At 63.6% G+C, this 23,076-nt stretch carries 17 protein-coding genes, 1 tRNA gene and 1 pseudogene; 13 read left to right on the forward strand and 6 right to left on the reverse strand.

From position 1 onward, the window contains the following. Positions 1-36: 36 nt before the first annotated feature. Positions 37-3,093, reverse strand: coding sequence for an adenylate/guanylate cyclase domain-containing protein (locus YU9_RS0123370; RefSeq protein WP_027574970.1), 3,057 nt, complete (start codon positions 3,091-3,093; stop codon positions 37-39). Between the two features lie 278 nt (positions 3,094-3,371). Here YU9_RS0123370 and YU9_RS0123375 point away from each other — a divergent pair, with 278 nt between their 5' ends. Together YU9_RS0123375 and YU9_RS42335 are read left to right on the forward strand one after the other, a co-directional pair. Then, entirely contained in the window at positions 3,372-3,866 is a 495-nt protein-coding gene (locus YU9_RS0123375) for a hypothetical protein (RefSeq protein ID WP_027574971.1), read from the forward strand. 598 nt (positions 3,867-4,464) lie between these two features. Further along, complete coding sequence (locus tag YU9_RS42335) at positions 4,465-4,887, forward strand: pentapeptide repeat-containing protein (RefSeq protein WP_051380489.1); 423 nt, start codon at positions 4,465-4,467, stop codon at positions 4,885-4,887. Positions 4,888-5,081: 194 nt separating this feature from the next. Here the strand turns inward: YU9_RS42335 and YU9_RS0123385 are convergent. Then, positions 5,082-5,158 (reverse strand) — tRNA-Met (locus YU9_RS0123385). 308 nt (positions 5,159-5,466) lie between these two features. Here YU9_RS0123385 and YU9_RS0123390 point away from each other — a divergent pair. Beyond that, on the forward strand, positions 5,467-6,924 hold the full coding sequence (locus YU9_RS0123390) for a coniferyl aldehyde dehydrogenase (RefSeq protein WP_027574972.1): 1,458 nt from the start codon (positions 5,467-5,469) through the stop codon (positions 6,922-6,924). A 348-nt stretch (positions 6,925-7,272) separates the two neighbouring features. Here YU9_RS0123390 and YU9_RS0123395 read toward each other — a convergent pair whose 3' ends face one another. Then, complete coding sequence (locus YU9_RS0123395) at positions 7,273-8,034, reverse strand: SDR family oxidoreductase (protein ID WP_027574973.1); 762 nt, start codon at positions 8,032-8,034, stop codon at positions 7,273-7,275. A gap of 103 nt (positions 8,035-8,137) precedes the next feature. Between YU9_RS0123395 and YU9_RS42340 the strand changes: the two are divergent. Beyond that, a pseudogene (locus YU9_RS42340) lies at positions 8,138-8,649 on the forward strand (CvpA family protein). A gap of 130 nt (positions 8,650-8,779) precedes the next feature. Beyond that, positions 8,780-9,562 carry an SDR family oxidoreductase gene (locus tag YU9_RS0123400; RefSeq protein ID WP_027574974.1) on the forward strand — a complete coding sequence of 261 codons (783 nt, stop codon included), beginning with the start codon at positions 8,780-8,782 and terminating at the stop codon, positions 9,560-9,562. 116 nt (positions 9,563-9,678) lie between these two features. On the opposite strand, the gene YU9_RS42345 is transcribed toward YU9_RS0123400, so the two are convergent. Continuing rightward, a complete protein-coding gene (locus tag YU9_RS42345; RefSeq protein WP_036017938.1) occupies positions 9,679-10,152 on the reverse strand; it encodes a DUF3775 domain-containing protein in 474 nt (157 codons plus the stop codon). Between the two features lie 113 nt (positions 10,153-10,265). Here YU9_RS42345 and YU9_RS0123415 point away from each other — a divergent pair, with 113 nt between their 5' ends. The 8 genes from YU9_RS0123415 to YU9_RS0123450 all read left to right on the forward strand — a co-directional run bounded on the left by YU9_RS0123415 (position 10,266) and on the right by YU9_RS0123450 (position 19,831). Continuing rightward, complete coding sequence (locus YU9_RS0123415; protein WP_027574976.1) at positions 10,266-11,114, forward strand: MBL fold metallo-hydrolase; 849 nt, start codon at positions 10,266-10,268, stop codon at positions 11,112-11,114. Positions 11,115-11,361: 247 nt separating this feature from the next. After that, positions 11,362-12,204 carry a fumarylacetoacetate hydrolase family protein gene (locus YU9_RS0123420; RefSeq protein WP_027574977.1) on the forward strand — a complete coding sequence of 281 codons (843 nt, stop codon included), beginning with the start codon at positions 11,362-11,364 and terminating at the stop codon, positions 12,202-12,204. Positions 12,205-12,315: 111 nt separating this feature from the next. After that, positions 12,316-12,927 carry a glutathione S-transferase family protein gene (locus YU9_RS0123425; protein WP_027574978.1) on the forward strand — a complete coding sequence of 204 codons (612 nt, stop codon included), beginning with the start codon at positions 12,316-12,318 and terminating at the stop codon, positions 12,925-12,927. A 14-nt stretch (positions 12,928-12,941) separates the two neighbouring features. Further along, on the forward strand, positions 12,942-13,811 hold the full coding sequence (locus tag YU9_RS0123430; protein WP_027574979.1) for an MBL fold metallo-hydrolase: 870 nt from the start codon (positions 12,942-12,944) through the stop codon (positions 13,809-13,811). 211 nt (positions 13,812-14,022) lie between these two features. Beyond that, positions 14,023-15,171, forward strand: a complete 1,149-nt coding sequence (locus YU9_RS0123435; protein WP_027574980.1) for an alpha/beta fold hydrolase — start codon at positions 14,023-14,025, stop codon at positions 15,169-15,171. Between the two features lie 67 nt (positions 15,172-15,238). Next, positions 15,239-16,210, forward strand: a complete 972-nt coding sequence (gene mbfA / locus YU9_RS0123440; protein WP_027574981.1) for an iron exporter MbfA — start codon at positions 15,239-15,241, stop codon at positions 16,208-16,210. 240 nt (positions 16,211-16,450) lie between these two features. Continuing rightward, complete coding sequence (locus tag YU9_RS0123445; protein ID WP_027574982.1) at positions 16,451-17,923, forward strand: amidase; 1,473 nt, start codon at positions 16,451-16,453, stop codon at positions 17,921-17,923. A gap of 537 nt (positions 17,924-18,460) precedes the next feature. After that, positions 18,461-19,831, forward strand: coding sequence for a membrane protein (locus YU9_RS0123450; RefSeq protein WP_027574983.1), 1,371 nt, complete (start codon positions 18,461-18,463; stop codon positions 19,829-19,831). A 21-nt stretch (positions 19,832-19,852) separates the two neighbouring features. Here the strand turns inward: YU9_RS0123450 and YU9_RS0123455 are convergent, their stop codons facing one another. Both YU9_RS0123455 and YU9_RS0123460 read right to left on the reverse strand, forming a co-directional pair. Further along, positions 19,853-20,941: a Zn-dependent alcohol dehydrogenase gene (locus YU9_RS0123455; protein WP_027574984.1), complete on the reverse strand. Its 1,089-nt coding sequence runs from the start codon at positions 20,939-20,941 to the stop codon at positions 19,853-19,855. A gap of 182 nt (positions 20,942-21,123) precedes the next feature. Next, a complete protein-coding gene (locus YU9_RS0123460; protein ID WP_027574985.1) occupies positions 21,124-22,908 on the reverse strand; it encodes an acyl-CoA dehydrogenase family protein in 1,785 nt (594 codons plus the stop codon). Positions 22,909-23,076 lie beyond the last annotated feature (168 nt).

Genomic DNA, 23,076 nt, shown 5'->3' on the forward strand with positions numbered 1-23,076 from the left:
GGCCTGCCCGCTGTCGCGCGGACCCGCCTGCTCCCATCAGGTCACCTCGTCGCCGCTCGCAAGCATTCCGGTCAGCATCGCTTCGGCTTTGTGCTTGAGCGGCAGCGCGCCGCTGTCGGAGGCGAGCGCGATGGCGGCGCGCAGCGCGACGAGGATGGCGGCCTTGTTCGCCGCGTCCGACGGTGGCGTCACGACGGCTTCGCCGAACAGGGCCTCGGCCTCGAGGCCCGAAAACCCCTGCTGGCGGGCGGTGTTGCGCGCCTCGCGCAGCATGTTCTGCGCGGCCCTGACATCGCCGAGGCGGTGGGTGGCGAGCGCCAGGTAGATCGAGCTGCGCAGCACCGCCGAGGTATAACCGACCGCCCTCGCCTCCTCGCGCGCTTCAGTCAGCATGCCGCGCGCCCGGTCGAACAGCCCCTGCTCCAGATACGCGATGCCGAGATGACAGGCCAGCACCGGCACGAACAGCCGAATGCCGTGCTTCTGCGCCAGGACAAAGCCATCTTCGAGAATGGCAGCGGCCGCGGCGGGATCGTTCCGGCCGAGCTTGAGCCAACCGCCGCTATAGGCCGCGGCGACGCGGTCATAGGGGCGGCCGGTCTCCTCGGCAATCGCGGCGGCCTGTTGCTGGAGCTGCTCGGCGGCGTCGAGCTCGCGCATGACGGTGTGGGTGAAGCTCTTCATCATGCAGCAGAGGAGGAGTGTATATTTCGGCGGCGTGGCGAAGGGCGCACTCGCTTCCATCCCCATGAGATGAGCACGGGCCTGTGCGAACGTCTGCTCTGCCTCGCGATAGCGTCCGGCAAGAAAGTACGCTTGGCCGAGATTGTATAGTGCGAGGTTGCGCCACCCCGGATTACCTGTTTCCTCGGCAAGACCAACAACTTCCTCACCGAGAGCAACAGCTTCGGTGGGCGTCCCGTAGAAGTTCTGTCCGCCGGCCATGACCGTCATGGCGGCAACCTTCCTGCCGACGTCTTCGATCTCGCTGGCCCTGCGGTCGGCTTCCTTTCCCAGATCGACCCACTCGGCAATCCGACCGGACCAGATGAAGGCCATGCGCGCCTCCATCCGGAGATCGATGGCATTCGTCTCCCGCGAACGCGTCATCGGAGTCTTATCGAGCGAACTCATCGCCGTCTGGAAATAGTCGACCGCATCGGCATATGCCGAACGCAAAAGACACTTTTGTGCGGCGATTCTCCCGTAGCTGAACGCCTTCGGCCAGTCCTTGGCACGTACCGCATGGTAATAGAGGGCGTCGGGATCATCTCTCCACGTACCGTCGCTCTCGAAAGCCGCAAGAACGCGCGCATGTATGCTCTCGCGTACCTTTTCAACCATCGATTCATAGGTAACTTGGCGGACCATTTCATGCCGAAACTCAAGCGAATTCTCGAGGTCGCTATCGATCCGAACGAGAAGCTCAGCGCGGTCGAGCGCCGCAAGGCAATCCTGGAAGGCGTTTTCAGGCAGCGCCGAGACCTTCTGCACGACCGCTTCGTTCGATCGCGGTCCCAATGCGGCAGCCACCTGCAAGACGAGGCGCTCCTGTCGCGACACGCGATCCAGCCGCGCTGCAATCACGCCTTGGATGCTCGCGGGGATGCCCAGCTCCTCAATCGGCCGAACGAGAGCCAGATCGCCCCACTGACCGCGCAGCGTACCGTTATCTTTCAGCCCACGGCAGACCTCCTCGATGAATAGCGGGACGTTTGCCGTGTGAGAAATGATCCGGTTCTTCAAGTCGCCATTTGTCGCGGATGTGCCAAGCATGTCGGCCAGCATCGCCAATCCTGAATCATCGTCCAATGGACGCATCGCAATCACCTCGGCATGACAACGCGCGATCCATTCCGGCATTCCGTTCGGTCGGCTCGTCAGGAACACGAACAGATTGGGAGCCTGGAGCGACGCAATGGCCGCAATAACGTTGTCGCTGGCTCGATCGACCCAGTGTAAGTCCTCTATGAGAAGAATGGCGCTCTTTCGCCGGACCACGCTTTCCACGATCGCGCAGCTTGCCTCGGAAATTGCGCGACCACGCGCGTAAGGCTCCAATTCGCTCCAGCGCGGATCGGAAATGGGCAAATCCAGCACTGCATCGATTGCAAGCCGATGCACCGCCGACAAATCCTCTCGAGGATCTCCCAGGCGATCCGAGTCCTTTGCGACGGCCTCGAGGACAGAAAGCACCAGACGCTTCAAGGTGCTGAATGGCGCCCCCTGAAGGTTAGGGCTGCATTCGGCGTCGAGCAGCAGCCAGCCATCGGTCCGAAGATCCTGCACAAACTCGTGTGCAAGCCGCGATTTTCCAATGCCGGCGTCGCCCATCAGCAGAACAGTCTGCCGACTCGTCGTAACCCTTTCCGCGGCACGCCACAGCAGCGCCCGCTCCGTCGTGCGATCAACAAACCGGGAAACGCTGCGCGCACGCCGCACCCGCCAGCTCGAAAGATCGCTCGCTCCGACAACGCGATACACAGGTAGGGCTTCGCTGAAGCCACGCAGGCTCTTGCGGCCAAGAAAATCAAAGCGGACGTGCCCGTCTGCCAGCTTCTGGCAGGCTTCGGACACATAGATCTGGTTTGCCTCAGCCGCCGACTCCAGCCGCGCGGCCAAGTGCTGGGCTGCGCCACCAATCTCATAAACCTTGGAAAACTCGCTGGAGACCATGTAGGCCACCACATGGCCCGAGTGGAGGCCGACCCGGACCTGAAGTCCGGGATCGCCAAGGCTGCCTACACGCCGGACCAGCTCGATGGCCGCGTGGCAGGCCAAGGGTGCATGGTTGTCGTCGGCGATCGGGGCGCCAAAGACGGCCGCCAGCCCGTCCCCCAACTCCTTGCTGACAATTCCGCCAAACTGACGTACCGCGGCCCTCATCGCCGCCAGCGCCGGCTCAAGGCGCGAGACGGCCTCCTCCGGCTCCAATTCGGCAACCAGACCCGTGGAGTCCACGACATCAGCTCGCAGGATCGTCACAAAACGACGTTCGCTGTCGGGATCGACTTGCTTGCGCACTGCGGCCCCGCATTTGGAGCACCAGCTATCGTCCGGATCGATCGCCGACTGACATGCGAAGCAATGCATTCCTGCGCCTCAAAGGTCGCGGCCCTTCTGTCGACCAGAATCCACCGGCAACTTTCGACAACAATACCTATCAAGGACCGCTTAGCAATCGCGCTCGCTCCTCTGTCAGTAGGCACGGTGCGGTTGGCGATCTGGACGAAGCACAGTCCTGAGTGGTAGCGTAAACAATCCCAGCAAAGATGGGGCACGTTTTCGACGGCGTGAGGTCGGCCAGACTGATCAGCGTTGCCGGAGTTGTATGTATTTCGCAAAGCCAAGGAAATATTGAGGGAAATGCGATGGGCTCGAGAACTTACACCGGGGCTTCTTTCAAGGATTTGATGAACGACAATTATTTCCCGCTGGAAAACATGCAGAGGAGCGTGGACATCCTGAAGGCGTCGCCGGACATTCATCTGCCGACTCTCGAGTATGGCCAATACCACCTGATCCTGACGCCGGCCGACAGATGGCCGGATGGGAGCGCAGCGTATTGGCACAAGGAGAAGGGCCGGGCTCGCGTCGATCTCAGCACCCAGCCGAACTGCACGCCGCTCTCCAACGACGAGCCCGGCGTCATTCCGCTGACCCGCTGCGATCTGCTCGATGCCAGCGTCCGGAAGTGCTTCAATTCCGAGCCGCCGATCCCGATGAAGACCAATATCATCACCCATGCGGCGAGCGACGCCTATGCGCACCGACACGAGATCCGGCTGACGTGGGAATATGCCAACGGCGATGACAAGGCGCCGACGCTGCTCTATCTGACGATGGTCTGCCCGTACAGGGAGTGATTAGAAACGTTCTGTTTCGTGAGCATGAACGCCCGCGCCATAGGCGCGGGCGTTTTGTCTAGCAGCTGACCGCCGCGCGCCACGTTGCTGCTCCAGGCGCGAGCGTCGCGCCGACTTGAGCCCGCCGCAGCGCCTTGCGCGCGTCGTCCCGTCTCGCCTTCCATCAAGGGTGTTCGCACGAAGATGGCGCGCTTCCCTGCTGCATCTGCACTCGTGTCGATGCGCCGAACGAGGTGTTCGACACCTATGCGCGGCCAGTCGGCGATTTGGTTGCGGGGGCGGACGCAACCACCGCTACCAGCATTCGGTTCGGGGTGCCATTTGATCGAGGCCCCTCCTGCCTCGCGGATGCAGTGAACATATTCCAGGCTATTGATTTTTCGAAATCGACGCCGGATCGAACGAAAACGTCAGATCGCGCGACAGAGTTGCATGGCTGGATCTGATGATCCCAATGCTTTGCCTGAACCGGATGAATCTCTGGATCGTACGGTGCGCCTGCCGCCCAACGACTGCTCGCTGGCCGGGACGGTGCAGCAGGGCCGCGATATGATGTTCGCTCAGCTCGCCGACGTGAACATGACCGAAGCGCTGGGCAATGTTTCACGACGCGGTGCTCGAAGGCGCCATTTTAGCGCGTTGCGATCTGCGTGGCGCGACCTTCAATAGCGCCAATCTGCGCCGAGCCGACCTTCGCGGTGCGAATTGTGGGCTCGACAATCTAGGCGGTTCGACCGATTTCATTGGAGCTGACCTTTCAGGTGCCGAATTGCGTCAGGCCAATATCGGCGGTGCGGATTTCACTGGCGCGAAGTTGATCGGCACCGATCTTTCCGGCGCCAACGCCGTCAGTGAGTTGCCTAACTGGCGGCTCACATGGTTCAGGGGCGCTGATTTGACCAATGCACGTCTTGCGGGAGCAAGGCTGAGCGGCGCGACATACGACGATCGCACCGTCTTTCCCCGCGGGTTCAATCCGGACGAGGCCGGGATGATCCGATTCGTCGGGAGAAAGATGTAGACGGTGGATGTGAACACCTTCGGGAATTGCGGGGCGGGACATTCGATTGAGCGACAAGAAGTCCGCATTGCTGCAACGTCTCGCCAAGCTGAGCCTGCGGATGGGGTCAAACGACCTTGCAATAGCCTCTGCCGAAATAAAAATGGCCCGCATCAAGCGGGCCATTTTCGTATCGGATCCGGTCAATCCGAATTTGGTTGCGGGGATAGGATTTGAACCTATGACCTTCAGGTTATGAGCCTGACGAGCTACCGGGCTGCTCCACCCCGCGTTAAACACTTGCGCGCCTTCGCCAAAATGCCGGGGACGGTGGATGAGGGCCGGCGCTGTTCGCGTGGCTTACTTGTCCCGCCCAAAGGCTTCCTTGGAAGGCAACCCCGGGGCAAAGCCCGTCGGGTGCGGGGCGTATGTATCAAGGCGAGGTGCCTTTGGAAAGAGCTGCGGGAACGTTTTTTTCGACTTTATGACAGGCAGATGGACCGGATTCCGGTCGATTTGCCGCATACTTGCCAGAAGTTCCGCAAAGGGCCAGCTTGCGGCAACAAACAGAGGCGAAACGCCGTCTTGGGGAGGACCGCCATGGACCACGCCTTGGACCATCCCTTGGATCGCCCCCTGACGAGCGCCGCGCTGCGGGTGCTGGAAGATCGCTTCCACGCCATGGTCGCGCGGTCGCGGAACGAGCCGGCGCCCGACCTTGCCCAGCGGCTTGACCGGCTGGCACGGCTGCGCAGCGTCGTCGCCGACAACGAAGAGCGCTTCCGGCAGGCGATCTCGACCGATTTCGGCCACCGCTGCGCGGTCGAGACCACCATCGCCGAGACCATGCTGGTGTTCTCCGAGATCCGGCATGCCAAAAAACACCTCAAGACCTGGATGACGCTGCAGCGCGTCGCCACCGCGCTGCAATTCCTGCCCGCGCGCAACCGGCTGATGCCGCAGCCGCTCGGCGTCGTCGGCATCATCGCGCCATGGAATTACCCGCTCCAGCTCACGCTCGCGCCCGCGATCGGCGCCATCGCCGCCGGCAACCGCGTCATCATCAAGCCGAGCGAGCTGGTCCCGCACTTCGCGGCGCTGCTGAGGGAGACCGTCGCCCAGAAGTTCGATGCCGCGGAGGTGCTGGTCACCGGCGTCGAGGACGAGATCGCCAAGGGGTTTGCGAGCCTGCCATTCGATCATCTCGTCTTCACTGGCTCGACGCGGGTCGGGCGGCTGGTCGCGGAGGCCGCGGGGCGCAATCTGACGCCTGTTACGCTCGAGCTCGGCGGCAAATCGCCTGCCATCATCGACGCATCCGCCGACCTGGAAGAGGCAGCCGAGCGCATCGCCTACGGAAAACTGCTCAATGCCGGGCAGACCTGCATCGCGCCGGACTACGTGCTGGTGCCGGAAAATTCTGTGCAGTCCTTCGCCGAGAAAGTGCGCGCGCAGATGCGGCGCATGTTCGGCACCGATCCTGCCAACAAGGACTACACCTCCATCATCTCCGACCGGCATTATGCCCGGCTCGAAGGCCTGGTTGCGGATGCCGTGCAGCGTGGCGCAAAAATCCTGCAACCGGCAAAGCCCGATGATCCCAACTGGAAGGCGCATCGCAAATTCCCGCCGACGCTGATCGTCGGTGCGACCGAGGCGATGGCGGTGATGCAGGAGGAGATCTTTGGCCCGGTGCTGCCGGTGCTCGGCACGCGCGATGCGGCGGAGGCGATCGCCTTCGTCAACGCGCGCGACCGGCCGCTCGCGCTTTATTGGTTCGGCAAGGATGGCGGCGCGCGCGACGAGGTGCTGGCGCGCACCGTCTCCGGCGGCGTCACTGCCAACGACTGCCTGTTTCACTTCACGCAAATCAACCAGCCGATGGGCGGCGTCGGTGCCTCCGGCACCGGCGCCTATCACGGCGAGTGGGGTTTTCGCACCTTCAGCAAGCTGAAGCCGGTGTTCTATCGCTCCAAGTTCAACCGCCTCGCCGATCTCTATCCGCCCTATGGCGGCAAGATCGCGCGGCTGGAGAAGTTGATGCGGTTGATGTCGTAGGGGCAGTCGTTCCGGGGCGCGAAGCGAACCCCGGAACCTCGAGATTCTCAGGTGCGCAAGTGCGCACCTGAGTTCGCGCTGCGCGCGCCCCGGAATGACGATAACGGGGGAAATAACCTTGACCGACACAGTCGACTTCGTCGTCGTGGGCGCGGGCTCGGGCGGCCGCACCATCCCGCGAGGGCGGGGACCCATAACCACAGGGAGCAGTTTGGGACGGGATGGAAACTCCGAGTCTTCGTCAAACCAGGTCCTGTGGTTATGGGTCCCGGATCTGCGCGCGCCTTTGGGCGCGCTTGCCCGGGACGACGGCGGAGTGCAAATCGCCTCTTCGTGACGATGGGGAAACTAGTTCAGCAGGAAACCACCGTCGACGGTGATGACACTCCCCGTCATGTATCGCGACGCGTTCGACGCCAGCAGCAGGATCGCGCCGTCGAGATCGGACTCGGCGCCGACGCGGCGCTGGGGAATGCGTTTGGCGAGGCGCTCGCCTGCCGGCGTCGACCAGAACGCGTGGTTCATCTCGGTATCGATATAGCCGGGCGCGAGCGCGTTGATGCGGATGTTTTGCCCCGCGAGCTCCAGCGCCATCGCCTTGGTGGCCTGGATGATGCCGGCCTTGGAGATCGCGTAAGGCGAGACCGCCTTCAAGACGCCGGTGCCGAGCACCGAGGCGATGTTGACGATGTTGCCAGACTGCTTCCGCGCAATCATGCGCCGCGCGACTTCCGTCGCGAGGAAATAGGCACCCTTGAGGTTGGCGCCGATCACCGCGTCCCAGTCCGCCTCGGTCTGCTCGGTCGCGAGCTTCTCGATGGCGATGCCGGCATTGTTGATCAGCACCGTGACGGGGCCGAGCGCGGCTTCCACGGCGTCAACGGCCTTGGCGATCGAGGCGGTGTCGGTGACATCGAGCGCGACCGCAGCTGCGCGGCCGCCCTTGCCGCGGATCTCCTCCTCCAGGCTCTTCAGCTTGTCGGTCTGCCGCGCAGCGAGCGCGACGGCCGCACCATGCGCCGCCAGCACCCGGGCAAATTGCCGGCCCAGCCCTTGGCTCGCGCCTGTGACGAGGATGGTTTCTTGACTGACGTCGAACAGGTCTGACATTGGCGATAACCCTTCGCTTTTGGAGCCATCAATACAGACGATTGTAGCGATCTGAAACCGGAATGATCGGTTCGGCGTTCCCGTGAAGGCAGGGCTTTGGCTCATGAACAGTTTCGATCTCGCCGTCTATGCCGCGCTCGCCGTCGCGGTCGGCTTCGGTTTCAGGACCGGGCTGCTGCGCAGCGCCATGACCATCCTCGCCTATCTCCTCGCCGCGCCGATCGCGGTGGCGCTGATGCCGCTGATCGCGCCGCAGCTCGCCGGCAATCCGAACTCGCCCCTGCTGCAGAACTGGATCTGGTTCTTCGGCATCTTCGTGGTGGTCGGCATGCTGTTCGGCCATATCGGCCGCGTCGCGCTGAACGACACCATCGGCGAAGCCGGCATCGGCGACCGGCTCGGCGGCGCCGCGCTCGGCGCCGTCAGGGTCGGCTCGTCGCCACCACGCTGGTCTTGGTGTTCGACCAGATCGTGCCGGCCAACCGCCAGCCGCCTTTCCTCGCCGGCTCGCATCTGCGACCACTGTTCTCGGCCGCCGGCCAGATGGGCTTCAAGTCGCTGCCGCCGGAGGCCGCGGCCGCGATCGACCGCCTCAAGCAGGAGCGGCGCATCTGATCAGGCGCATTTGCATCGCTGGCGCGGAGGCGCATGCATTTTGGTGCGAGCGTCTCCCTTATCAGCGGCGCCACAGTTGGCTAGAGTGCGGCCCGTCCAAAACCTGCCTGACATTTACGGGAGTGAAACAGTGGATCTTGGGATCAAAGGTCGCCGCGCCATCGTCTGCGCATCCAGCAAAGGCCTCGGGCGCGCCTGCGCCATTTCGCTGGCGGAGGCCGGCGTTCATGTCACGCTGACCGCGCGCGGCGCCGAGGCCCTGAAGAAGACGGCCGACGAGATCCGCAAGGCCTATCCGGACGTAACCGTCACCGAGATCGTCGGCGACATCACGACGCCGGCCGGCCGCGAGGCGGTGCTGAAGGCCTGCCCCGAACCCGACATCCTGATCAACAATGCCGGCGGCCCGCCGCCCGGCGATTTCCGCAACTGGACCCGCGACGACTGGATCAAGGCGATCGACGCCAACATGCTGACCCCGATCGAGCTGATCAAGGCGACGGTGGACGGCATGATGGCGCGCAAGTTCGGCCGCATCGTCAACATCACCTCGGCCGCAGTGAAGGCACCGATCGACATCCTCGGCCTCTCCAACGGCGCGCGCGCCGGCCTCACCGGCTTCATCGCCGGCCTGTCGCGCAAGACGGTGATCAACAACGTCACCATCAATGGCCTGTTGCCGGGCCCGTTCGAGACCGATCGGCTCACCGGCACCGCGAAGGCCGAAGCTCAGAAGCGCGGCACGACGCCTGAGCAGATCCTGGCCGAGCGCGCCAAGCTCAACCCCGCCGGCCGCTTCGGCCAGCCCGACGAGTTCGGCTATGCCTGCGCCTTCCTGTGCGGCGCCAAGGCCGGCTTCATCACCGGACAGAACATTCTGCTGGATGGCGGTGCGTTCCCGGGCACGCTGTGAGACTGCTGGCCCAAATGTACTGAAGGTGCCGTCATGGCCGGGCTTGTCCCGGCCATCCACGCCTTGCCGCACGCTACGAAGAACGTGGATGCCCGGGACAAGCCCGGGCATGACGATCACCGCTTCGTCGGTTCGTCCTCATCCTGCTGACTGGGGGCGGACGAATCGGCCGTCGTGCGCTCGCCCGTCCAGTCGATGCCGAATTCGTCGAGGCCGTTGGCGAGCAGGTCGCCCAGCATCGGCTCGCCGAGCAGATAGTGCACCGTTTCGCGGCGCGGGCTGCGATACTCACGCCGCGCCTCCACGGCGCGGCTGCGCAGATCCTCCCAGTCTTCGATCGTGCCGTCGCCGCGACCGAGCCAGGTCAGCGCGACGAGATCGAGCTGCTCGTCCTCATTCAAGGCGATCATGAAACTTCCGAGCTCTTGGACGACAGGGTCGGAGCCGTCGTCCTCGAGAACATCGAGCGCATCGTCATCGATCGGGTTCGAGCCGGAATCCGGATCGGAGCCCGCCTCCTTGACGTCGAATTCGCGTGCCTTCTCGATGATGAACGCGACCTTTTCAGCGGATATTGCAAGCTCTGGCATGGCTCCTCCTCCGGTTCCCGCGATAACGCCGCATTGCGCCAGATGATCCATTGCGCTTGATGGCTGAAAGCCGCATGTTTCGGCACCAAAACAAGAACATGGGAAGGTGTCGGATGCAGTGGAAGGTGGGCAGGGTCAGAATCACCAAAGTGGTGGAATTGGAGACGGTGGGTTCGACCCGTTTCATCCTGCCGCTCGCGACCAACGAGGAAATCCGCAAGCTGCCCTGGCTGATCCCGCATTTCGCCACTGAAGAAGGCCGGCTGAAAATGTCGATCCATTCGCTGGTGGTGGAGACGCCAGGCAAGCGCATCGTGGTCGATACCGGCCTTGGCAACGACAAGCAGGGCCGCAACGTCCCGACCTGGAACAATCGCAGCACGCCATTTCTGGAGACCATGACGGCGGCCGGCTTTCCGCCCGACAGCATCGACACCGTGCTGTGCACGCATCTTCATGTCGATCATGTCGGCTGGAATACGAAGCTGGTCGATGGCAGATGGGTGCCGACCTTTGCAAATGCGCGCTATGTTTTCGGCAGGACCGAATACGAACACTGGCGCGACCATTCGAATGAACCGGACAAGGCGGCGGTGTTCAATGATTCCGTGCAGCCGATCGTCGATGCCGGCAGGGCCGATCTGATCGCGAGCGACCACCGGCTCTGCGAGGAGGTCAGCATGATCCCGACTCCGGGCCACAGCCCCGGCCATATGAGCATCCTGATCCAGTCAGACGGCGAACAGGGCCTGCTCACCGGCGACGTCGCCCATCACCCCTGCCAGATGGCGCATCTCGACTGGTCCTCGACCGCCGATTCCGACCAGGCACAATCGGCCAAGACACGACTTGAGCTATTCGGTCGGTTCGCCGATACGCCCACGCTGGTGATTGGCGGGCATTTCTCGGCCGGGCATATCAAGCGCGACGGGGACGCGTTCAGGTTTGTAGCGCTGGATTGATCTCCGTGTCCCGGACGCGGTGCAGCGTGCAACGCTGCTCCGCAGAGCCGGGACCCAAATGCGGCGGCGTGGGTCCCGGCTCTGCGTCGCGTCATTTCATGCCGCGCCGCGTCCGGGACACGAGACCTACGACCGCCCACCGAATTTCGAAGGCTGCAATGCGGCCCGTTCTGAGCGGTTGAATTTCCTGCCGCCCTGTTCCATGAAGCTATTAACCGATCGGTCCAATCTCCAGGGAGAAACGAGAATGAAGCTTGTTCGTTATGGCGAGAAGGGGGCGGAAAAGCCCGGCCTGATCGACAGATCCGGCCAGTTGCGCGACCTGTCGGCGCATGTGAAGGACCTCACCGGCGAGGCCTATTCGCCTGAGTCCCTGAAGAAGCTCGCGGCGCTCGATCCCGCCTCGCTGCCCGCCGTGTCCGGCAAGCCGCGGTTCGGAGCGCCCGTCACCGGCATCTCGAAATTCGTCGCGATCGGCCTCAATTACAGCGACCATGCCAAGGAGACAGGCAACCCGATTCCGGCCGAGCCGATCTTCTTCCTCAAGGCGAACACCGCGCTCTCCGGCCCGAACGATCCGGTCGAAAAGCCGCGCGGCTCGACCAAGCTCGACTGGGAGGTCGAGATTGCCGCGATCATCGGCACCCGTGCAAAATACGTCTCGGAAGCCGACGCGCTCAACCACGTCGCCGGCTACTGCGTCTGCAACGACGTCTCCGAGCGCAATTTCCAGATCGAGCGCCTGGGCCAGTGGACCAAGGGCAAGTCGCACGACACGTTCGGCCCGCTCGGGCCGTGGCTCGCCACCAAGGACGAGATCAGGGACGTGCAGAACCTTTCGATGTGGCTCGACGTCAATGGCCAGCGCCGCCAGACCGGCTCGACCGCGACCATGATCTTCACCATGGCCAAGTGCATCTCCTACGTCTCGCAATTCATGACGCTCCTGCCTGGCGACGTCGTCACCACGGGCACCCCGCCCGGCGTCGGCATGGGCATGAAGCCGCCGACCTTCCTCAATGTCGGCGATGTCGTGTCGCTCGGCATCGAAGGTCTCGGCGAGCAGCGCCAGGAGATCGTCGCGGCGTAGGGCGCGATTCCCTCTTCGTCATTCCGGGACGGCGCGTAAGCGCCGAACCCGGAATCTCGAGATTCCGGGTTCGATGCTTCGCATCGCCCCGGAATGCAACAAGGACCCAAAATGAAGCTCACCTTCTCCCCCGCCTCGCCCTTCGCCCGCAAGGTGCGCATCGCCGCGATCGAGCTCGGGCTGATCGACAAGATCGAGCTCGTGCCCGCAACCGTCGCACCGGGCACGGCCAACGAGGACTATTCGAAGATCACGCCGCTGAAGAAGCTGCCGGTGCTGATCACCAATGACGGCGACGTGATTTTGGACTCCTACGTCATCGTCGAATATCTCAACGAGATGGCCGGCGGCAGCCTGATCCCCGATTACGGTCCGCGGCGCTGGAAGGCCAAGACCAATCACTCGCTGATCAACGGCATGCTCGATTCCATGCTGCTGTGCCGCTACGAGAAGATGGTGCGGCCGCAGGGCCTGCAATGGCAGGCCTGGTCGGACGATCACTGGAACAGGGCCTGGACCGGCATGGCGCGCTTCGAGAACATGCCGGAGGTGCTGAACGGCCCGTTCGACATCTCGCAGATCGGCCTTACTTGCGTGCTCGGCTATGCCGACTTCCGCTTCGCCGATTGCGGCTGGCGAAAGGCCTATCCCAAGCTCGACGCCTTCCACCAGAAGATGCTGGAGCGGCCCTCGGTGAAGATCTCGGTGCCGCCTCCGGCGTAATCGCAGGAGTTCTCATGAGCCTCACATACTCGGTCGGCGATCTCACCATCCATCGCATCATCGAGCAGGAAACCTCGTTCGTCCCGGCGCTGGAGATGCTGCCGGGACTAACGCCCGAGGTGCTGGCCGAGAACCGGGCCTGGATGCGACAAGCCAAGGCGCTGAACGAGCAGGACGTACTGCTGCTGTGCTTCCAGTCCTATGTGGTGAAGACGCCGCACCACACCATTCTGATCGACAGCTGCATCGGCAACGACAAGCCGCGGCCGCAGCGGCCGAAATGGAACATGAAGACCGACGACACTTACTTGAGCGGACTCAAGGCCGCCGGTTTCTCGGTCGATGACATCGACTTCGTGATGTGCACCCATCTGCATGTCGACCACGTCGGCTGGAACACGCGGCTGGAGAACGGCCGCTGGGTGCCGACCTTCCCGGAGGCGCGTTACATTTTCGCCAAGCAGGAATTCGACCACTGGTCCGCACAGAATGCGAAGGCGGAGATCCCGCCCTTCGCCGACAGCGTGCTGCCGGTGGTCGAAGCGGGGCGTCACGAACTCGTCGGAAATGATCATCAGATCGGCGATCACGTCCGCATCCTGCCGACGCCGGGCCACACGCCCGGCCACGTCGCCTTCACGATGGGCCGCGGCAAGGACGACGCGGTATTCTCCGGCGATCTCATGCATTCGCCGTTGCAGACGCTCTATCCGGAGCTGTCGATCAAGTTCGACGTCGATCCGGACGCGGCGGCGATAACCCGTCGCAGCTTCCTGGAGCGCTATTGCGACACCGACACGCTGTGCTGCACCGCGCATTTCCCCTCGCCCTCGGTGGGGAAGATCCGGCGCAAGGGCAACGCGTTCGTGTGTGCGGCGGTGTAATCGAACGCGGCTCGCACCGCGAACTCCCATCCTCCCCTGGAGGGGGAGGATCGGTTCGCTTGCAGCGCAGCTGAATGCGAACCGAGGTGGGGTGACGGTCTCTCCTCGTTGAAACTGCCCGTGTTGAGAGATCACCCCACCCCGCTCGCGCTTCGCGCGATCGACCCTCCCCCTCCAGGGGAGGGTAAGAGACGCTCAAGTGGAGGACATGATGACCGATCTTCCCCCAATTCCCCTGCCCGCCGGCATCCGCTCGCGCTACGCCGACGGCATCAACGGTTTGCGCACGCACGTGCTCGAGGCCGGCTTCGAGAGCAAGGGACGTCCCTGCATCCTGCTGTTGCACGGCTTTCCCGAGCTGGCGTTCTCCTGGCGCAAGGTGATGCCGGTGCTCGCCGCGGCCGGTTATCACGTGATCGCGCCGGACCAGCGCGGTTATGGACGCACGACGGGATGTCGTGCGGACTATGATGGCGATCTTGCGCCCTTCTCGCTGTTCAATCTCGTGCGCGATGCGCTCGCCTTGGTGTCGGCGTTCGGCTACAGGCAGGTCGATGTGGTCGGGCACGATTTCGGCAGCCCGGTCGCGGCCTGGTGCGCCTTGATCCGGCCTGACGTCTTTCGCTCGGTGACGATGATGAGCGCACCATTCGGCGGACCGCCGCCGCTGCCGTTTGGCACCGTCGACATGCCGGCCAAGCCGCCAGCCGAAGATCCTGTTCATCGCGAGCTCGCCGCGCTGCCGCGGCCGCGAAAACACTATCAATGGTACTACTCGACGCGCGAGGCGAACGCCGACATGCACCGGGCGCCGCAGGGCGTGCATGATTTCCTGCGCGCCTATTATCATCACAAGAGCGCGGACTGGACCGGGAACAATCCCTATTCGCTGCAATCGTGGTCGGCGCAGGAGCTGGCGAAGCTGCCGACTTATTACGTGATGGACTTGAACGAGACCATGGCCGAGACGGTTGCGAAGCAAATGCCCTCGCCCGCAGCTGTCGCCGCCAATCGATGGCTGCCAGAGCGCGAGCTTGCTTACTACAGCGCCGAATATGGCCGCACCGGATTCCAGGGCGGCCTGCAATGGTATCGTTGCGGCACCTCGGGCACTTTCAACAACGAGCTGCAATTGTTTGCCGGCCGTAGCATCGACGTGCCCTCCTGCTTCATCTCGGGCAAGCAGGATTGGGGCACTTATCAGCGTCCCGGCGTGTTCGAGACAATGCAGGCGCGCGCATGCACGAAAATGCTCGGCTGCCATCTCATCGACGGTGCCGGCCATTGGGTCCAACAGGAGCAGCCGGCCGAGGTGAGCCGGTTGCTGCTCGACTTCCTTGCAAAGGCCGGCACGGTCTGATTTGACCCGGAAACGGCGGCGCCTTATATAGTTTAGAATGATTCTAAACTATTGAAACAGGGCCGCCGTGAAGAATTTTGCCGATCTGACCGAGCGCGAGGTGCTGGCGGTCGCGATCTCCTCCGAGGAGGAGGACAGCCGCATCTACATGACCTTCGCCGAGGATCTGAAGGAACGCTACCCGGACTCGGCCAAGCTGTTCGAGCAGATGGCCGAGGAGGAGCGCGGCCATCGTCACATGCTGCTGGAAATGTATGAGCAGCGCTTCGGCCAGCACCTGCCGCCGATCCGCCGCGAGGACGTCAAGGGCTTCCTGCGCCGCCGGCCGATCTGGCTGACCAAGAACCTGCCGCTCGACACCATCCGCCGGGAAGTCGAGACCATGGAGCTCGAGGCCGAGCGCTTCTACGCGAAGGCCGCCGAGCAGGCCGAGGACGTCAATGTGCGCCGGCTGCTCGGCGATCTCGCCGAAGCCGAGAAGAGCCACGAGCACACCGCCGCCCGGCTGACCGGCGAAATCCTGAAGCCCGACGTGCGCGCGGAGGAAGACCGCACGCGCCGGCGGATGTTCGTGCTGCAATATGTGCAGCCGGGCCTCGCCGGCCTGATGGACGGCTCGGTCTCGACACTGGCGCCGCTGTTCGCGGCCGCGTTCGCCACGCACCAGAACTGGCAGACGTTCCTGGTCGGCCTTGCCGCTTCGATCGGCGCCGGCATCAGCATGGGCTTTGCAGAAGCGCTGTCCGACGACGGTTCGCTCACGGGGCGCGGCTCGCCCTGGCTGCGCGGCATCACCTGCGGCGCAATGACGACGCTCGGCGGGCTTGGCCACACCGCGCCCTATCTCGTGCCCGACAGCTGGGCCAACGCGTTCTGGATCGCGACGGGAATCGCCTGCGTCGTCGTGTTCTTCGAATTGTGGGCGATCGCCTTCATCCGCTCGCGCTACATGGACACGCCGTTCCTCCAGGCCGTGTTCCAGATCGTGCTCGGCGGCGCCATCGTGCTGGCGGTGGGGATCGTGATCGGGGCGGCGTAGGCATTCCGCACTCACTGTCATGCCCCGGCTTGACCGGGGCATCCAGTACGCCGCAGCTCATCGACTGAACCACAGTCGTCTCGGCGTACTGGATCGCCCGTCCAAGCCGGGCGATGACAGCGAGTTCTTGACTCCATCCGTTCCGTCCCGCCGCCGTCATATCAATCGCGATCAAACAGTGATTGCGGCGCTCGGCCAAACTGCGCATCATCTCAAGACAACCAGAACGGGAGACGCGTCGTGGCCAAGTCGGAATGGAGTTTCAAGAGCGCGGTCGAGCTCTCGGCCGCATTGAGCGCGAAAAAGATCTCCGCGGTCGAGCTCACGCGGGACGCGATCGCCCGTATCGAGCGGCACGACGGCAGGATCAACGCGATCTGCGTCCGGGATTTCGAGCGTGCGCTCGGCGCCGCGCGCGAGGCGGACGCCGCATTGGCCCGCGGCGAGCGCAAGCCGCTGCTCGGCCTGCCCATCACGATCAAGGAATCCTTCAACATCGCCGGCCTGCCGACGACCTGGGGGTTCGTGCCGCAGAAGGACTTCAAGCCTGTGGAAGACGCGCTGGCGGTGGTCCGCATCAAGCAGGCCGGCGGCGTGATCCTCGGCAAGACCAATGTGCCGGTCGGCCTCGGCGACTGGCAGAGCTACAACGACATCTACGGCACCACCAACAACCCCTATGATCTCGGCCGCACACCGGGTGGTTCGTCCGGGGGATCGTCGGCAGCCCTTGCTGCAGGCTATTGCGCACTCGCCACCGGCTCCGACATCGGCGGCTCCCTGCGCGTGCCGGCATTTCATTGCGGCGTCTTCGCTCACAAGCCGACTATCAATCTCTGCGCGGCGCGCGGCGAGACCCCGCCGCCGTTTCCGGCCATTCCGCGCGAAGGCGACCTCGCCGTCATCGGTCCGATGGCGCGCACGGCGGCGGATCTCTCCTTGCTGCTCGACGTCATGGCGGGACCCGATCCGCTCGACGCCGGTATCGCCTACAGGCTCGACTTGCCCGTCGCACGGCATCAGACGCTGCGGGATTTTCGTGTCCTGGTGATCGACAGCCATCCGGTGTTGCCGACTGACCGGGATGTCCGCGGCGCAATCGACAAGCTCGCAACCGATCTCGCGAAGGCCGGCGTCACGGTCGCGCGCGAGAGCGCGCTGCTCCCCGATTTTGCAGAGACGTCGCGGCTCTACATGCGCATGCTGCTGGGCTTCCTCGGCGCGTTCTTACCTGCCGACGAGCTGGCGGATGCGCAGGCACGGGCGAGCCAGCTATCACCCGAGGACCCGAGCCTCGGCGCGGAACGACTGCGCGGCATCACCGCGAGCCACCGCGCCTGGGTGCTCGACGCAGGTAGTCGCGCCGGCCTGCGCGCACAATGGCGGGCGCTATTCAAGAGCTTCGATGCGGTGATCTGCCCGATCATGCCGACGCCGGCCTTTCCGCATGATCATTCGCCGGAGCAGCGTCTGCGAACGATCAGCATCGACGGCAAGGACTACCCCTATTCCGACCAGCTTGCCTGGCCGGGTATCGCAACGCTTCCGGGACTGCCTGCGACGGCGGTTCCGCTCGGCCTGTCGAAAGACGGCCTGCCCGTCGGTGTGCAGATCGTCGCTCCCTTCCTCGAGGACAGGACGCCGCTCAAGCTCGCCGAGTTGATCGAGCGCGAGTTCGGCGGCTTCGTGCCGCCGAAGATGTTTGACGATTGATAATCCTCGTCATTGCGGGGAGCCCTTGCGACGAAGCAATCCAGACTGCATCCGCGAAGACATTTCTGGATTGCTTCGCTTCGCTCGCAATGACGGGGGTAAAGCAACATCGAGATTCCGGGTTCGCGCTCCGCGCGCTCGCTCAACTCCCGCCGCGGAGTACGGGATTGCCCGGTCGAGCCGGGCGATGACACCTGGTTTGGGGGTGCCAGCGCTCAACTATCGGACACGATCCCGCCGCGCTGCGTGTTGCCCGCCTTCATCTTGGCGAAAACCCTTGATTACCGACAGCTTCAATTTTCACTGCAGATGGCCGTCTGTAAAGCAATCGCTAACCAAACAATCTTTTCCCGAGCAATGGGCAAACTGCACATCCGACATTTATCCAGCTGGCAATTGTTCGCCCGTCAAAATTGCAAGTCACGAAAGGACCCTCATAGGCTCCCATCTCGAGGATGTCACGAGGACGCGTTGCGAAGCCCGGAGTGCTTCTGAGCCCGGCGAAGGGTACCGCTCAAATCCAGCGAGGGTGATTGCGTGACAAACGACACAATTGAGACCGGCGCACTTCGTCACCTCGACCATCGCGTCAATCCAGAGGAGTCGCTGCCCGGGAGATGGCGCATTCCGATTGCCGTAGCTGTCGGGTGCGGGCTCATTGGCCTCGTGCTCCGTTACCTCGCGCGGGAGCACGCGACCGCGGACGCTGCTGAGTACATCACCTGGTACACCTTTGCGCGAAATCACGGCATTGGCGGGCTGGCCGAGGCTTTCACCAACTACACGCCATTTTACAGCTACCTCCTGCTGATCGCCACCCGACTTGATGGGCTGGGTCAGCCGCTTTCGCTCGTGAAGATGATCTCGGCAATATTCGAGTTCGGCTGCGCGATCGTCGTGGCCGGGATGGTCTGGCGAGTTACAAAGGCGCCGTTGCGCGCGTCCCTGGCCTTCTGCACGGTATGGCTTGCGCCAACGGTGCTCTTCAACGGCGCAATGTGGGGGCAGGCCGATTCAATCTGGACCTTCTTCGTGCTGGTTTCCGTGGCGATGTTCATGCGCGACCAAAATGGCGTTCTGCCATTCGCAGTAGCCTGCTCGGTGAAAGCCCAGGGCGTATTCCTCGGACCGTTCGCGCTCGGCATGATTCTGCGCCGCAAGATCCACCTGGCATGGCTTACCGCTATTCCGGGAGTCTATGCGATCCTCGCAATTCCTGTCCTCGTCGCCGGCAGATCCCTGGTTTCCGTGCTCGGGATCTATCTCGACCAGGCCAACACATTTCATCGCCTGACCATGAATGCAGCGAACGTCTGGGTGTTCGCTGGAGCAACGCCGTACGCGGTCGGCGTCACCGCCGGCCTCGTGCTCGCGGCGGCGAGCGGGCTTGCCTTGTCGATCTTCATTGCACAGTCCAGGCGGACGGGGCCGGAATTCATTCTCCTCGTCGCATGCGTATCGCTCGTTCTCATGCCGTACTTGCTTCCGAAAATGCACGAGCGCTATTTCTATGGGTTCGAACTTGCATGCATCGCCCTAGCCTGCCTCAATCTGCGCTATCTGCCGTTCGCGGTGATTGCCCAAGTCGACGGCGTGCTGTCCTATCTCGCGTTCGAGAGCGGGATCGTCATGGGTCTGCTGCCGGCGGCGCTCTGCAACACCTTTCTCGTGTTCTACCTCGTGCTCGATCTCCGCAACGGCGAACGTGGATCTCGCCTTCCGCGGTTGGTCTGGCTTGGCTTCATTGCGTCGACGGCAGGATTGTTCTCCTATTTGCTATTCGCAGGCGTCGGCTTGAACGTGTCCCCTGCCTATATGCTCGCCGCGGGTCTTGCCGCGCTCATGACGCTGCTGCTCGTCAAGGAGTCGCGTTGCGCCTCGACCGACGGCCCGGCCCCGTCGCATTGACCTCATGTTCGAGTAGCAGCGCTAGCTGTCGAACACGATCACGCTGCGCAGCGTCTTGCCGGCCTTCATGTTGGCAAAGCCTTCGTTGATCTCGCTGAGCTTCAGCTTGGCCGAGATCCAGTCTTCCAGGTGCAGGCGGCCGCGCAGGTAGAAATCGACCAGGCGCGGCATGTCCACGCGGAAATGGTTGGAGCCCATCGATGAGCCCTGGATCTTGCGCTCACGCAGGAAGTCGAAGCCGTGCAGCTCGATCTTCTGGCCGAACGGGATCATGCCGACGATGGTGGCGGTGCCGCCGGATGCGAGCATCGCAAAAGCCTGCTCCGCAGTCTCCTTGCGGCCGAGCACCTCGAAGGAATGATGCACGCCGCCATTGGTGAGGTCGCGCACCTGCTTCACGACATCGCCATCCGCCGGGTTGATGATATCGGTCGCCCCCAGCTTGGTCGCGAGCTGGAGTTTTGCGGGATTGGTGTCGATCGCGATGATGCGGCCGGCGCCGGCGATCTGCGCGCCGTTGATCGCGGCCATGCCGACGCCGCCACAGCCGATCACGGCCACGGTTTCGCCGGCCGTCACTTTCGCCGTATTCACCACCGCGCCGTAGCCGGTGATGACGCCGCAGCCGATCAGCGCGGCGAGATCGAGCGGCATTTCCTTGCGAATCTTCACGATGGCATTCTCGTGCACCAGCATCTGCTCGGCAAAGGAGGAGAGATTGAGGAACTGGTGCAGCTTTTCCGGCTTCGACCACTGCATGCGATCGGAGACGCCCGGCATCATCTTCACCGTGGTGTCGGTGCAGAGCACGGTACGCCCTGTGGTGCAGTTGTCGCAGGTGCCGCAAAACACGGACAGGCAGGTGACGACATGGTCGCCCGGCTTGACGTAGGTGACATCAGAGCCGACCTGCTCGACCACGCCGGCGGATTCATGTCCGAGCACCGCGGGCAGCGGATGCGGATAGAGGCCTTCCATGAAGTGCAGATCGGAGTGGCAGAGGCCGGCGACTGCGGTGCGGATCAGCACCTCGCGCGGCCCCGGCTTCGGCAGGCTGATGTCCTCGATGACGAGCGGCTGGTTGACTTCATAGAGGACGGCGGCCTTCATCGGTGTTTCCTCGGTGTTGTGTTTTCGTTGGTTTTCGACTCTGCATCTCTCCCGAAGGGAGAGGTCGGAAACGCATCGAAGATGCGATTCCGGGTGAGGGGGTTCGGGTCTCACGTGAGAGCGCAACCCTCACCCGGATCGCTGGCGCGATCCGACCACTCCCTACGGGAGAGGTGAAGAGCCTACGCTGCCTGAACGAGTTCGCCAACCTCGCTCATGCCTACGGCACGATCGCCGAGCAGCAGCGCGGCGATTTTCGCTTGCGCGGCATTTTCCGTCAGCCGGAACGGATCGCTCGGCAACACCCGATGGTCGATGACGAGGCGTGACAGCAGCAGGCGGCGCGCATCGCCGCGCGTCTCGTGGATGCGATGCGCTTCCGAAGCGAGCGCGACGGAGCTTGCGACATGATAGAGCAGGCTGGTGGCGCGGCGCGCATCCGCCTCGTTCTCGGCCTTGCCCGCGACTACGCGTGCAAAGCCGACGGCGCGATCGGTGAGGCCGCGCAGATGGTCGCGCCAGGCCTGCGGCACCGAGGCGCTGTCGTCGAGCCGGGCGTGCAGATCAGCCGCGAGCGCGGACTCCGCACCGTGGCGGCCCACCGCGCGCCGCAGCGCATCGATCGCCACGATGTTACCGGTGCCTTCCCAGACCGAGCCGAGATGGGCATCGCGCAGCAGGCGAGCGGTGGCGAATTCCTCGATGTAGCCGATGCCGCCGCGCATCTCGAGCGCATCGCCGCAGACTTTTCGCGCGTCACGCGTGGCGCGGAACTTCAGCGTTGGGGTCAGGATGCGCAACAGCGCCGCCGCGTCCTGACTGCCGGCTTCGGCGCGATCGAGCGCATCGGCGGTGAGAAAGCTCATCGATAGCGCCTGCTCGACCGGCAGCGTGATCTTCAGCATCTGCCGCCGCCCAAGGGGCAGGTCGATGATGCGCTGGCCGAACACGACCCGGTTGGTCGCCACCGTCATCGCATCGTGATAGGCGCGGCGCATCAGTGCCGTCGACTTGACACCGTTGGAGAGCCGCGACGAGTTCACCATCTCGGCCATCTGCACGAAGCCGCGGTCGAGCTTGCCGACGGCATAGGCGATCGCGCCTTCGAGCTTGATCTCGCCCGACGCCATCGAGCGCGTGCCGAGCTTGTCCTTGAGGCGCACGATCCGGTAGTGGTTCTGCGCGCCGTCGTCGAGGAAGCGCGGCATCAGGAACAGGCCGACGCCGCGCGTGCCGGGGCCGGCGCCCTCAGGGCGCGCCAGCAGCATCACGACCTTTGCATCGGCATTCGAGCAGAACCATTTTTCGCCGTAGAGACGCCAATGGTCGCCCTCCTGCACCGCGCGCGTGGTCAGCGTGCCGACGTCGGAGCCGCCCTCCTTCTCGGTCATGAACTGCCCGCCTTGCGTCAGCTTGCTCATGTCGGTCGAGGTCAGGCCATCGAGATATTTCGCCTTCAGCGCCTCGCTGCCGAAATTCGCCAGCAGCTTGGCGCAGCCGTCGGTGACGTTGATCGGACAGCCCATGCCGAATTCGGCCTGGTTGAACAGGAAGGTGAAGGCCTGCTTGGCGACAACAGGATATTTGTCCGGCCAGCCCATGATGCCCTTGCGGATCGAGAGCGCGTGGATGCCGAACTCGCCGAACGCTGCGTTTTCCAGCTCACGATAGGCGGGGTGATATTCGATCCATTGCACGTCGCGGCCGAACTTGTCACGCTGGTGCAGAATGGGCGTGTGCCGGTCGGCGAGCCGCGCGCATTCGTCGAGATGGCCGCCGGCGAGCTCGCCGAGGCGATCGAGATGCGGCTCGATGTGGCGGAACAGCGGCTCCGGCAGATAGATGCGCAAGAGATCCGCCAGCGCCGGATCGGCGCGGTAGAAATTCATGCCTGACGTGTCGGGCGCCAGCAGGCCGGATGATGCGGCCGCGACATCTTGTGGCTGCGCTGTGACCGGCTTGTGCATGATCGTCCTCTTCGTTTCCGCCCGACGGCAATCCTTTGCGCTTGCCGCTTGGGATGATGTCAATCATGCTCCAGTCGCGGACAGCGATAAAGCCGCAAATTGTCAGGGCGGCATGATCGCCGTGATGGAGCAATTCGCTCTGCGGAATTGTGATCGACCCGGCTGGTT

The organism is Bradyrhizobium sp. WSM1743, from assembly GCF_000473065.1.
In the GTDB taxonomy this organism is placed as follows: Bacteria; Pseudomonadota; Alphaproteobacteria; order Rhizobiales; family Xanthobacteraceae; genus Bradyrhizobium.